A 12,948-nucleotide genomic window follows, 5' to 3' on the forward strand; every position below is an offset into this window, starting at 1 on the left:
CGGGCGCGGATAAGTATCCGCGAGCCTATTCGGTGATGATCTCCGCGAACTTCAACGGGTCGACATTGCCGCCCGACAGCGTGACGAGCGTCGCGTCGGTCAGTGGCACCTTGCCCGCGAGTACCGCGGCGAGCGCGGCGGCGCCGCCAGGCTCGACGACGAGGTGCAGTTTCTCGAACACCGTCCGCATCGCATGGCGCACTTCGCTCCGCGTCACGACGACACCGCGCACGCCGCGCGCCTGCAGCACCGCGAAGTTGATCGGCCAGGTCTCGGGGGTCTGGAGCGCGTCGCACTCGGTCGGATAGGCCATATCCTCGACCGACAGGATTTCGCCGGCGGCAAGGCTGCGCGTGACATCGTCCCAGCCCTCGGGCTCGACCGCGACGATCTCGGCATCGGGAAGCGCAAGCGCGAGCCCCGCCGACAGGCCGCCGCCACCGCAGCACGCAACGACCTTGTCGGGACCGCCAATCCCGCGCGCGGCCATCTGCGCCTTCGCTTCGGTCCCGGTGCTGCCCTGCCCCTCGATGATCCACGGGTCGCCATAGGCATGGACAAGCGTCCCGCCGCGCTGTTCGAGCAATTTCGCCGCGACCGCATCGCGCGATTCGGTGACGCGGTCGTAAAGCACGACCTCGGCGCCCAATTGGCGCGTCGCGGCGAGCTTCATTGCCGGCGCATTGCTCGGCATCACGATCGTCGCCTTGATCCCCAGCCGCTTGGCGGCCCAGGCGACGCCCTGCGCGTGATTGCCGCTCGACACGCCGACGACCCCCGCCGCCGCCTGTTCGGGCGTCAGGTCGGACAATCGGTGCCACGCGCCGCGGATCTTGAACGCGCCGACGGGCTGCAGGCATTCGGCCTTGCACCAGATGGTCTTGCCGTCGACTTCGAGCGGCAGCAGCGGCGTTTGCGGGAGCAATGCAGCGACTTTCGCCGCGGCGCGTTCGACCCCTGCAAGCGTGGGTGCGCGGTTCGGATCGAGCAGGGGATCGGGGCTTTGCTGTGTCATGGCTTCGTCCTATAGGGCCGGCCATACAAGACAAGCCACATAGCTAGGCGCAGGAGATTTTTCGATGAGCAAGGTTCTGGTGATCGGCGCAGGCGGCGTCGGTTCGGTCGCGGTGCACAAGATGGCGATGAACCCCGACATTTTTCCCGACATCACGCTGGCGAGCCGCCGCAAGTTCAAGTGCGACGCGATCGCCGACTCGGTGAAGGAACGCACCGGCGTCACGATCAAGACCGCCGAGGTCGACGCCGACCATATCGACGCGACCGCGGCGCTGATCCGCTCGATCGGCGCGACGCATGTCGTGAACCTCGCGCTCCCCTATCAGGACCTCACGATCATGGAGGCGTGCCTGTCGACCGGCGCGCATTATATGGACACCGCGAACTACGAGCCGCGCGACGAGGCGAAGTTCGAATATCACTGGCAGTGGGCGTATCAGGACCGCTTCAAGGACGCGGGACTGATGGCGCTGCTCGGCTCGGGCTTCGATCCCGGGGTGACGAGCGTGTTCACGACCTGGCTCAAGAAGCATCATTTCGACCGCATCGACACGCTCGACATCCTCGACTGCAACGGCGGCGATCACGGCCAGCATTTCGCGACCAACTTCAATCCCGAGATCAATATCCGCGAAGTCACCGCGGTCGCGCGTCACTGGGAAAATGGCGACTGGGTCGAAACCCCGCCGATGTCGGTGAAGCAGAAATTCGACTTCGAGGCCGTGGGCGAAAAGACGATGTACCTCATGTATCATGAGGAGATCGAAAGCCTCAAAACCCACCTGCCCGAAATCAAGCGCATCCGGTTCTGGATGACCTTTGGCGAGGCGTATATCACCCACCTCACCGTGCTGCAGAATGTCGGCATGACGCGCATCGATCCGGTGATCTACGAAGGCCGCGAGATCGTCCCGCTGCAGTTCCTGAAGGCCGTCCTGCCCGAACCGTCGAGCCTCGGTGAGACAACCAAGGGCAAGACCAATATCGGCGTCATCGCGACCGGCATTGGCAAGGACGGCAAGGAAAAGACGCTCTATCTCTATAATATCTGCGACCATGAGGACGCCTATGCCGAAACGGGCAACCAGGCGGTGAGCTATACCACCGGCGTGCCCGCGATGATCGGGGCGGCGATGATGGTCACCGGGACGTGGAGCGGCGACGGCGTGTTCAACATGGAGCAGATGGATCCCGATCCCTTTATGGAGATGCTGAACCAGCATGGCCTGCCGTGGCAGGTGAAGGAACTCGACGGCCCGCTGGATTTCTGACCGATCTTCCATTTTCGTCATTCCCGCGAAAGCGGGAACCCAGTAGCCACGGCGGAACTGGGTTCCCGCTTTCGCGGGAATGACGAGAGGTGGTTGATATGAAATTGCGAATTGCGGCGTTCGCGTTGCTTGCTGCTTTCGCCGCGCCTGCGGCGGCCCAACCCGACGACGCCTATGCCCCCGCCCGCGCGATCGTCGCCGACATCGGCAAGATCGTCACGCCGAACGGGGTACAGGAAACCTTCGAGGTCACGCTGGGCGGCGCGCGGCAGGTTGTGAACGTGCGCGGATCGGACCGCGACAATCCGATCCTGATTTTCGTCCATGGCGGCCCCGGCGCGGTCGAAATGCCTTTTGCGTGGGCGTTTCAGCGTCCGTGGGAAGATGTCTTCACGGTCGTGCAATATGACCAACGCGGTGCGGGGCGCAGCTATCCGCTCAACGATCCCGCGACGCTCGCGCCGACGATGACGGTCGAGCGTTATCGCGACGATGCCATCGAGCTTATCGAACTGCTCAAGAAGCGCTACGCGAAGCGCAAGGTCGTGCTGATGGGTCACAGCTGGGGCTCGATCGTTGGCCTGTCGGTCGCGGTCAAACGCCCCGACCTGCTTCACGCCTATGTTGGCGTCGGCCAGGGCATCGATTTTCGCGAAGGCGAGAAAGCCGGCATGGCGTGGACGCGCACCAAGGCGCTTGCCGCGGGCGACAAGGAAGCCGTCACGGCGATCGACGCGCTCGCGCCCTATCCGCAGGGCGAGTTCACCATCGCCAAGGCCGATGGCTGGCGCAAATATGCGATCCCCTATGGCTCGCTGATCTACAACAAGCCCGACCTCAAATATTATTTCCAGACGCCGCGCCTCTCGCCCGAATACACCGAAGCCGACCGGCAGGCGTGGGGCAAGGGCAGCGAATTTTCGGTGACGACGCTCTGGCCGCGCCTCGCCGATGTCAGCTTCACGAAGGTGAAGAAGGTCGAGGTTCCGCTCGTCTTCCTGCTCGGACGGCACGACTATACGGTCCCTTCGCCGGTGGCGGCCCAGTGGTTCGGACAGGTCAAGGCACCCTCGAAGAAGCTCGTCTGGCTCGAACATTCGGCGCATATGCCGATGGTCGAGGAGCCGGGGCATTTCTTCGCCGCGCTGCTTCGCGATGTGCTGCCGCTGACGAAAGAAAAGAAATGACCGCCTATCTCGCGCCGATCGGCCTGTTGTTCGTATCGAACATCTTCATGACCTTCGCCTGGTATGGACAGCTCGGCGCCGTGTCGCGGCCGATCTGGCTCGCGGTGCTGATCGCATGGGGAATTGCCTTTTTCGAATATTGCCTCGTCGTGCCGGCGAACCGCATCGGTTACGGCGTTTACACGGCCGCCGAACTCAAGACCTTGCAGGAAGTGATCACACTGGTCATATTCGCCGGGTTCGCGGTCTTCTGGCTCGGTGAGAAGCTGACCTCGAACCACCTCGTCGGCTTCGGTTTGATTGCGGCGGGGGCGTTCTTCATCTTCAAGGGACCGATTGCGGTCTGACAGGAATATACAGCGACATGGAAACCCGTGCCGGCGACTCCGGAGCCTTTGCCCGCTTCGACCTGACCAGCGTGCCCTCTCCCGCCTTCGTCGTCGATGCCGCGAAAGTGCGCGCGAACCTGGCGGTGCTCCGCCATATCGGCGATGCGTCGGGCGCGCGCGTGCTCGCGGCGCTCAAGGCGTTTTCGATGTGGTCGCTTGGGCCGGTGGTCGCCGAATATCTCGACGGCGTCTGCGCGTCGGGCCTCTACGAAGCCCGGCTCGGCCGCGGCGAATATGGCGGTGAAGTCGCGACTTATTGCGCCGGATACAAGGAAGCCGACCTGCCCGAGATCGCGGCGCTGTCGGATCACCTCATCTTCAACTCGCCCGGTCAGATCGCGCGTTTCCGCCCGCTGCTCGACGAGCTTCGCGCCAAGGGTGTGACCTTCGACATTGGCCTGCGCATCAATCCGATGCACAGCGAGGGCGAGGTTGCCAAATACGACCCCGCCGCGCCGTGCAGCCGCCTCGGCTTCCCGGTGACCCAGCTGCTCCCCGAGCATATGGAGGGCATCGACGGCGTGCATATGCACAGCCTGTGCGAGCAGGATTTTCCGCCGCTCCAGCGGACGTGGGAAGCGGTGCAGCCGATGCTGCGCCCCTTTTTCAACCAGCTCAAATGGATCAACTTCGGCGGCGGGCACCATGTCACGCGCGCCGACTATCAGGTCGACGATTTGATCGCCTTCCTGAAACAGGTTCGCGCATCGACCGACTGCGACGTGATGATCGAACCCGGCGAGGCGATCGCGCTCGACGCCGGCATTCTCGTGGGCGAAATACTCGACCTGTTCGACAATGGCATGCCGATCGGCATCACCGATATTTCTGCCACCTGTCACATGCCCGACGTGATCGAGGCTCCCTATCGCCCCGCGATGCTGAGCGAAGGCAGCGAAGGCATGCCGACACGCATCGGCGGCCCGTCGTGCCTCGCGGGCGACGTCATCGGCGACTATCGTCTGCCCGGCGGCGCGCGCATCGGCCAGCGCTTCGCCTTCCTCGACCAGGCGCATTATTCGATGGTGAAGACCAACACCTTCAATGGCGTCCCGCTGCCGTCGATCTGGCTTTGGGACAGCGAAAGCGATAAGCTCCGGCTGATCCGCGAATTCGGTTACGAGGATTTCAAGACGCGGCTGGGTTAGCGACGAGCCGCGCGACGGCGGGAGTGGAGCGTTGGATCGACGGCATTTTCTGTGCGCCGGCGCGGGCGCGGCATTGGCACCCGCGATATGGGCCTGCGGCGAGGTGAACGACAATATGGTCCAGGCCGGCACCCGTTACGAAATGCCGCTGGAAGCGGAACCGCACGAGCGGACGCTGATGCAATGGCCGGTCAATCTGGACGTCTATGACCGCGCGTCGTTAAGGCGCGTACAGCGTGCCATCGCACGGATCGCCAACACGATCGTTCGCCATGAGCCCGTCGCGATGCTGGTGGCGAACGCCGATGCGGCGAGCGCACGCGCCCTGCTGGCCGGCGAGGTCGAGCTTTGGGACATCCCGACCGACGACCTTTGGTGCCGCGATTCGGGACCGACCTTTGTTCGCGACGCTTCCGGCAAGCTCGCGGTCGCGCATATCCGGTTCAATGGCTGGGGCAACAAACAGCCGCATGCCAATGATGCCCGGATAGCAGGGCGCGTGGCCCAGCGGCTCGGAATGCCGCTGATCGAAACGGGCCTTGTCGGCGAGCAGGGCGGGGTCGAACATGATGGCGCGGGAACGCTGCTCGCGCATGCAAGCTGCTGGGTGAATCCCAACCGCAACCCGATGAGCCAGGATGAGGTCGGCGAAAAGCTGCTCAAGGCGCTCGGCGGCGAGAAAATGATCTGGGCGCCCGGCATCGCGGGCAAGGACATCACCGACTATCATATCGACGCGCTGGCGCGGTTCGTCGGGCCAGGCAAGCTGCTGATCCAGCTCGGCGACGAAATCGACCCCGATGACCCATGGTCGGTGTCGGGGCACGAAACGCTGGAAATCCTGCGGCGGTCAACCGACGCGCGAGGGAAAAGACTCGAAATCCTTCGCCTGCCCGATCCGGTCGACATCCGGTCGGCCGAGCCCGATTTTGTCGCCAGCTATGTCAATTATTACGTCTGCAACGGCGCCGTCATCGCGGCACAGTTCGGCGACACCGCCGCCGACGGCCACGCGCGCGAAATGCTGCAATCGCTCTATCCCGGGCGCACGATCGAGATGATCGAAATCGATGCGATCGGCGAATCGGGTGGCGGCATTCATTGCGCCACGCAGCAACAACCGAAAGCCTGACCGCACGAACTCTCACGTTCCGGCGGGGTCGATCTCCGCCAGCGCCTGATGGATGTCGCTGACCACCACCGACCCCTCGCCGACCGATGACGCGACGCGCTTCACCGATCCCTTGCGCACGTCGCCGACGGCATAGATGCGCGGCCAGCTCGTTTCGAACCGGCTCGGCATGCGGTCGAGCGACCAGCCCGCCTTGACGAGTTCGAGCGGCGCGATGTCGGTGCCCGTCTTTACGAAGCCGCGCTCGTCGCACACCATTTCCTTGGGCAGCCAGGTCGTGTTCGGGCTCGCGCCGAGGAAGAGGAACAGGAAGCCGCAATCGCAATGCCCCTCGTCGCCCGTTTCGCGGCAGCGATAGGTCAGGCCGGCGAGCCGGTCCTCGCCATGCAGCGCGACGACGTCGGTCGACGGGATGATCTCGATATTCGGATGCTCTTCGAGCCGCTTGACGAGATATTCGGACATCGTCTCGCGCAGGCTCCCGCGGCGGAAAATGACATGGACCTTCTTCGCGACGCTCGCGAGATAGATCGCGCCCTGCCCCGCCGAATTGCCCGACCCGACGATCGTCACTTCGGCGTCGCTGCACAGCTGCGCTTCCATCGGCGTCGCGCCGTAATAGATGCCGCGGCCTTCATAAGATTCGATGCCGTCGATCGGCAGGCTCTGATATTTCGCGCCGCTCGCGACGACCACCGCGCGGCTGCGCAGCTTCCGCCCGTCGGCGAGGTGCAGGCAATAGGCGTCGCCGTCACGATTGATCGATGCCGCGCGCACCGGCGACACCAGCCGCGCACCGAATTTCTGCGCCTGGACGGTCGCGCGTCGCGCCAGCTCGTTCCCCGAAATTCCGGTCGGGAAACCCAGATAATTCTCGATCTTCGACGAGGTTCCCGCCTGTCCGCCGGGCGCGAGCGAATCGAGCGCGATCACGGTCAGCCCTTCGGACGCGGCATAGACCGCCGCCGCGAGCCCGCCGGGACCGCTACCCACCACGAGCACATCGGCGGTCGCGCCGTCGGGCAGCAGGTCGAGCCCGAGCCCCGCCGCGAGCTGTTCGGGTGTCGGCTGGATCAGCACGTCGGCAGCGCCGAGGATCGCTACCGGAAGCTGGTCTTCGCTCAACCCGCGCTCGGCCAGCAGATGCGCGGCGACGGGGCCGTCGGCGGGATCGAACCAGCGATGCGCGACGCCATGCTTCATCAGCAGGTCGCGCAGCGCATAGACGCTGCGGTCCATCGCCGCGCCGATCACAATCGTCACTGCAAAGCCGCGATGCTTGCTGAACTCGCGCCGCGCCGACAGGACGCGAACGAAAATGTCCGAATAATGGCTGTTGCCCCCGATCAGGCGCTGGAAATCGGCGTGGGCGATGCGGATGATCTCGCCGTCGGCGCCCATCTCGACGCGCGATAGGTGCCGCTGGCCGGTCAGCACCGACAGGTCGCCCGCGAATTGCCCATGCTCCATCCAGCCGACACGCTTGCGGCCTTCGTCGGTCGACGCAAAGATGTCGGTGTGTCCCGACAGGGTGATGATGCAATCGGGCGCCATCGCGCCTTCCTCGACAATCAGATCGCCCGCTTTGTGCGATTCGACCGTGCCGAATGCCGCCAGTTCCTCAAGTTCCGCGTCGGTGAAGTTATGATTGACGTCGGCGCGGGAGACCATGCTAGCGAATCCTCTACTTTTCTGACCCGTCACCCCGGCGAAGGCCGGGGTCTCGACGATGCGACATTACGCGATGTTGAGATCCCGGCCTTCGCCGGGATGACGGAAAGCCTTAGCCGCGTCGCTTGGCTTTGTCTCGCATTCGCGCGGTTTGGCGCACGCCCGCCCCGGTTCGCCCTTCATGTTACCGCGCTATTACAAAATTGCGCGATAGGGTCTTTACAGGGGGGACCCCCCTGCATATATCGCCCTCCGCTGCCCCAGGGGGACTTCCAATAACCGCAAGGCAGCCTTTGTGTTGAACGTTATTTTTGGGGGTCCCTTGAGTTGCACCAGCATCATAGCGCCCACGGGCTGATTCAGGCACTTTCGCCGATCGAACCTGTTACGCTTGTCCGCCCGCACGCCGCGCGGCGCGCAGCGCGTTTCTTCATCGAGCGATTTCCCGGCACGACCATGTATGCGGTCAAGGCGAATCCGTCGCCCGACCTGCTGCGCGTGCTGTGGGATTCGGGTGTCACGCATTATGACGTCGCCTCGATCGCCGAGGTCCGGCTCGTCGCGCGTACGCTGCCGCAAGCGACGCTCTGCTTCATGCATCCGGTGAAGGCCGAGGAAGCGATTTCCGAAGCCTATTGGAAGCATGGCGTGCGCACCTTTTCGCTCGACACGCTCGACGAACTCGAAAAGATCGTCCGTGCGACCGAAGGCGCGGCCGACCTGAACCTGCTCGTTCGCCTCCGCGTTTCGTCCGACCATTCGAAGCTCAGCCTCGCCGCCAAGTTCGGCGCCGAGGCCGACGAGGTCGTCGAACTGCTGATGGCGACCCGCCAGGCGGCCGATGCGCTCGGCATCTGCTTCCATGTCGGCAGCCAGGCGATGACCCCGCACGCTTATGCGCAGGCGATGGAACGCGTCCGCGCGGCGATCGTCGCGGCGTCGGTTACCGTCGACATCATCGATGTCGGCGGCGGTTTCCCGTCGTCTTATCCGGGCATGGAACCCCCGCCGCTCGACGCCTATTTCGACACGATCCACCGCAGCTTCGAAAGCCTGCCGATCAGCTATTCGGCGGAACTGTGGTGCGAACCGGGCCGTGCGCTGTCGGCCGAGTACAGCTCGCTGATCGTGCGCGTCGAAAAGCGCCGCGGCGACGAGCTATATATCAACGATGGCGCCTATGGCGCGCTGTTCGACGCCGCGCATGTCGGCTGGCGCTTTCCCGTCACGCTGCAGCGCGACGCGGAGAGCGACGCCGAGATGGTGCCGTTCAGCTTCTATGGCCCGACGTGCGACGATCTCGACCATATGGCTGGGCCGTTCTTCCTGCCCGCCGACATCAAGGCGGGCGATTTCATCGAGATCGGCATGCTCGGCGCCTATGGCTGCGCGATGCGGACCAAGTTCAACGGCTTCGGCGCCGATGAAACCCATGTCGTCAGCGACGAACCGATGGTCAGCCTCTACACCGGCGAAGTCGAGCAGGAACGCCGCAGCGCGACGGTGACCAAGCTGTTCTGACGGACAGCCACACGAAAAAACCGAGGGCCGGCGCAGCGATGTGACCGGCCCTTTTCCTTTTGGACCAAGGCGCTAGATTGCGCGGCCCATGCAGCCCTTCCATCACCTCCTCGCCAATAATCTGGTCGCCAACATCACCAATTTCACGGTGTGGTTCGCGCTGACCTTCTGGACCTTCCTCGAAACCCAGTCGGTGTTCGCGACGGGGATGATCGCGGGCATCTATCTCGTCCTGACATCCGCGCTCGGCATCTGGTTCGGCAGCCTTGTCGACCATCATGGCAAGCGCAACATGATGCTGGTGTCGAGCCTCGCCTCGCTGACCCTCTACGCGCTCGCGCTCGCGGGCTATATGCTCGACCCCGACATCCGCGGCGCTGAGGTCGCGAGCGTCTCTCTGTGGCTCTTCATTCTCGTCTCGATGTTCGCCGTGATCGCCGGCAATATCCGCATGATCGCGCTGCCGACGCTGGTGACGCTGCTGGTGCCCGAGGACCGGCGCGACAAGGCGAACGGGCTGGTGGGGATGGTCAGCGGGATCGGCTTTCTCACCACCTCGGCGATCAGCGGCTTTCTCGTCGCATGGGGCGGGATGGTCGCGACGCTCGGATTTGCGGTCGGCCTTTCGCTGATTGCGATAGTCCACCTCCTGTTCATTCGCGTCGACGAGCCCCGCGATTCCGAAGCCGAGGATGCGCCACGTCGTATCGACCTTGCGGGGACGCTGCGCGTCGTGCTCGGCATCCCCGGTCTGTTTGCGCTGATCCTCTTCTCCTGCTTCAACAATTTTCTTGGCGGCGTGTATATGGCGCTGATGGACGCCTATGGCCTGTCGTTGATGAAGGTCGAGCAGTGGGGTTTGCTCTGGGCGGTCCTGTCCTGCGCCTTCATCCTCAGCGGTATCGTGATTTCACGCACCGGCCTCGGCGCAAACCCAATCCGCACATTGCTCTTCGTGTGCCTCGTCGAATGGATCGTCGCCGCGGTGTTTACAATCCAGTCGTCGATCCCGCTGCTCGCCGTCGGCTGTTTCATCTGGATGTTCCTCGGCCCCTATGCCGAAGCGGCCGAACAGACGGCGCTGCAGAAGGTCGTGCCTTTCGAGCGGCAGGGGCGTGTGTTCGGCTTTGCCCAGTCGGTCGAGCAGGCCGCCTCGCCGCTCACCGCCTTCCTCATCGCGCCGCTCACCCAATTCGTCTTCGTGCCGTTCATGACCGACGGCGCGGGCGCCGACGCGGTCGGCGACTGGTACGGCCGCGGCCCCGAACGCGGGATCGCGCTCGTTTTCACGATCGCCGGCGTCCTAGGGGTAGCGCTGACGCTGGTCGCGTTCGCTTCGCGATCCTATCGGCGGATTTCGGCAGCCTATGCTGCCGGAAATGGCAGTAGCGAAACGGCGCCGGTTACGGCGTAAGGAAAATCGCGGAAGCCTCTTCCGTTTTACTTTGCAATCATTCTATCCTGCGCGCCGGAAGAGGAGGAGTTATGCCTATGCTGTCGGGGATCCGGATCATCGACCTCACCACGGTCATCTTCGGACCCTATGCGACGCAGATGCTCGCCGACCTTGGCGCCGAGGTGATCAAGGTCGAAACGCCGGGGACGGGCGATATTTCGCGCTACCTTGGCAGCGGGGTTCCCGACCCGACGATGGGGTCGATCCACTTGACGGTGAACCGCGGCAAACGCTCGATCGCGCTCGACCTCAAAAAGCCCGAGGATGCCGACACGCTGCGCGAACTGATCGCGACCGCCGATGTTTTCTTTCATAATGTCCGTGGGCGAGCGATCGCGCGCCTCGGCTTCGACTATGAGGGCTGCAGGGCGATCAAGCCCGATATCATCTATGTCCATGGCACCGGCTTCGGGCAGGACGGTCCGTATGCCGATCTTCAGGCGTATGACGACGTCATCCAGGCCGCGACCGGGACGACCAGCCTTCTCCCGCGCGTCGACGGGAACCCCAGCCCGCGTTATTTCCCCTCGCTGATCGCCGACAAGATCGCCGGCCAGTTCGGCGCGCAGGCGATCCTCGCCGCGCTCGTCCACAAATTGCGCACCGGCGAGGGGCAGGAAGTCGAGGTGCCGATGTTCGAATGCTTCGCATCGTTCATGCTCACCGAGCATCTGCGCGACGCGGCGCTCGACCCGCCGATCGGGCCCGCGGGTTATCCGCGCCAGCTCGACCCGACGCGCCAGCCCTTCCCGACCAGCGACGGACATCTCGCGATCGTCCCCTATACGCCCGAATCGACGGCGCGGCTGATGGCGCTGCTCGGGAGCGCCGACCTGCTCGAAACGCCCGAATATGCGGCCGCGAAAGCGGAGGGACGGCATATGCAGATCATCTACAGCGAAATCGCGCGCAAGACCCCGGCGAAGTCCAGCACCGAGTGGCTGGCGCTCTTCGCCGCCAACGACATTCCGGCGATGGCCGCGCGTGATCTTCAGGACATCAGGGAGGATCCGCATTTCGCAGCGACGGGTTTCTTCCGCCACCGTACGCATCCCGATGTGGGCGCTTTCCACGAAATGCAGCCGCCGGTTCGATATGGTGCGATGCCGCCGCACGATCTGGGCTTCGCCCCGCGCGTCGACGGCGACGGGACGGCGATCCGGGCGGAACTGGCGAGCGACAAGGCCTGAACGTCTGCCGTTGCATTGTCGGCGATGCGCTCTAGCATCCCGGCCCACAAAATAAGGGGGAATATATATATGCCTGAAAGCCTGCTCGCGCCCGGCGCGGTCCTTGCGCTGTGGACGCTCATCATGCTCGGCTGGGTCGCCGCGACGCGGTTTCCGGCGCTCGCCAAGTCGGGCATCGATCTGAAAGCGGCGCCGCCGGGCGGCCGCGGGGCCGACCTCGAGAATATCCTGCCGCCGCAGGTGAACTGGAAATCGCATAATTACACGCATCTGCTGGAACAGCCGACGCTCTTTTATGCGGTGATCATCTTCCTGCACCTGTCGGGCGGAAGCACCGATCTGACGCGCGGCCTTGCATGGGCCTATGTCGTTCTGCGGATCGTTCACAGCCTGTGGCAGGCGCGCGTGAACCGTGTACCCATTCGCTTCGCGATCTTCGGACTGTCGACTTTCTGCCTGCTCGCACTGGCGTTGCTGGCGGTGATTGCCACTTTGGGTTGAAGGGGAAGAGACGATGGAAAATAACGCAATATTGGGGCCGGTCGCGGTGCTCGCACTCTGGTCGATGGTGATGTGGGTTTGGATGTACGCGACGCGCATCCCCGCGATGAGCCGCGCCAAGATCGACGCCGCAAAGATGGTCGGCGGCACCGGCAAGGGGCTCGACGATGTGCTGCCGCAGGAAGTGCAGTGGAAGGCGCACAACTATAATCATCTGATGGAGCAGCCCACGGTCTTCTACGCCGTCGCGCTGGCACTCGCGATCGGCGGTATGGGCGGTGGAATCAACGCGCAGATCGCGTGGGCCTATGTGGCGTTGCGCATCGTGCATAGCCTGATCCAGGTGACGGTCAATCGGGTGCTGTGGCGCTTTGGCGTGTTCGCGCTGGCGAGCCTTGCGCTGCTCGCGCTGTGCCTGCACGCCTTCATCGGCTTCGTGCTGCACTGAAAAATCCGTCGCCCCCG

Annotated in this window: 12 protein-coding genes; 10 read left to right on the forward strand and 2 right to left on the reverse strand. The window is 64.0% G+C overall.

Annotated elements, in window-relative coordinates:
• Positions 1-25 precede the first annotated feature (25 nt).
• The gene (locus J2X38_RS09855) at positions 26-1,015 is read right to left on the reverse strand and encodes a threonine/serine dehydratase (RefSeq protein WP_058538526.1); all 990 of its coding nucleotides are present in this window, start codon (positions 1,013-1,015) and stop codon (positions 26-28) included.
• A gap of 64 nt (positions 1,016-1,079) precedes the next feature.
• Here J2X38_RS09855 and J2X38_RS09860 point away from each other — a divergent pair, with 64 nt between their 5' ends.
• The 5 genes from J2X38_RS09860 to J2X38_RS09880 all read left to right on the forward strand — a co-directional run bounded on the left by J2X38_RS09860 (position 1,080) and on the right by J2X38_RS09880 (position 6,144).
• The gene (locus J2X38_RS09860) at positions 1,080-2,288 is read left to right on the forward strand and encodes a saccharopine dehydrogenase family protein (RefSeq protein ID WP_310253599.1); all 1,209 of its coding nucleotides are present in this window, start codon (positions 1,080-1,082) and stop codon (positions 2,286-2,288) included.
• A 98-nt stretch (positions 2,289-2,386) separates the two neighbouring features.
• Positions 2,387-3,475 carry an alpha/beta hydrolase gene (locus J2X38_RS09865; protein ID WP_310253601.1) on the forward strand — a complete coding sequence of 363 codons (1,089 nt, stop codon included), beginning with the start codon at positions 2,387-2,389 and terminating at the stop codon, positions 3,473-3,475.
• Positions 3,472-3,822, forward strand: a complete 351-nt coding sequence (locus tag J2X38_RS09870; protein WP_310253603.1) for a DMT family protein — start codon at positions 3,472-3,474, stop codon at positions 3,820-3,822. Before J2X38_RS09865 ends, J2X38_RS09870 begins: the two co-directional genes overlap by 4 nt.
• A 17-nt stretch (positions 3,823-3,839) precedes the next feature.
• On the forward strand, positions 3,840-5,012 hold the full coding sequence (locus J2X38_RS09875; protein ID WP_310253605.1) for a carboxynorspermidine decarboxylase: 1,173 nt from the start codon (positions 3,840-3,842) through the stop codon (positions 5,010-5,012).
• A gap of 31 nt (positions 5,013-5,043) precedes the next feature.
• On the forward strand, positions 5,044-6,144 hold the full coding sequence (locus J2X38_RS09880; RefSeq protein WP_310253607.1) for an agmatine deiminase family protein: 1,101 nt from the start codon (positions 5,044-5,046) through the stop codon (positions 6,142-6,144).
• 12 nt (positions 6,145-6,156) lie between these two features.
• On the opposite strand, the gene J2X38_RS09885 is transcribed toward J2X38_RS09880, so the two are convergent.
• On the reverse strand, positions 6,157-7,815 hold the full coding sequence (locus tag J2X38_RS09885; protein ID WP_310253609.1) for an FAD-dependent oxidoreductase: 1,659 nt from the start codon (positions 7,813-7,815) through the stop codon (positions 6,157-6,159).
• Positions 7,816-8,142: 327 nt separating this feature from the next.
• Between J2X38_RS09885 and J2X38_RS09890 the strand changes: the two genes are divergently transcribed.
• The 5 genes from J2X38_RS09890 to J2X38_RS09910 all read left to right on the forward strand — a co-directional run bounded on the left by J2X38_RS09890 (position 8,143) and on the right by J2X38_RS09910 (position 12,931).
• Positions 8,143-9,336, forward strand: a complete 1,194-nt coding sequence (locus tag J2X38_RS09890) for a type III PLP-dependent enzyme (protein WP_310253611.1) — start codon at positions 8,143-8,145, stop codon at positions 9,334-9,336.
• Between the two features lie 88 nt (positions 9,337-9,424).
• A complete protein-coding gene (locus J2X38_RS09895) occupies positions 9,425-10,750 on the forward strand; it encodes an MFS transporter (RefSeq protein ID WP_310253613.1) in 1,326 nt (441 codons plus the stop codon).
• A 77-nt stretch (positions 10,751-10,827) separates the two neighbouring features.
• Positions 10,828-11,982 (forward strand): CoA transferase, encoded by a 1,155-nt coding sequence (locus tag J2X38_RS09900; RefSeq protein ID WP_310253615.1) that lies wholly within the window; start codon positions 10,828-10,830, stop codon positions 11,980-11,982.
• A gap of 69 nt (positions 11,983-12,051) precedes the next feature.
• Positions 12,052-12,483: an MAPEG family protein gene (locus J2X38_RS09905; protein WP_310253617.1), complete on the forward strand. Its 432-nt coding sequence runs from the start codon at positions 12,052-12,054 to the stop codon at positions 12,481-12,483.
• A 13-nt stretch (positions 12,484-12,496) separates the two neighbouring features.
• Positions 12,497-12,931, forward strand: a complete 435-nt coding sequence (locus J2X38_RS09910) for an MAPEG family protein (RefSeq protein WP_310253619.1) — start codon at positions 12,497-12,499, stop codon at positions 12,929-12,931.
• Positions 12,932-12,948 lie beyond the last annotated feature (17 nt).

This window comes from Sphingopyxis sp. BE235 (assembly GCF_031457175.1).
GTDB lineage: Bacteria > Pseudomonadota > Alphaproteobacteria > Sphingomonadales > Sphingomonadaceae > Sphingopyxis.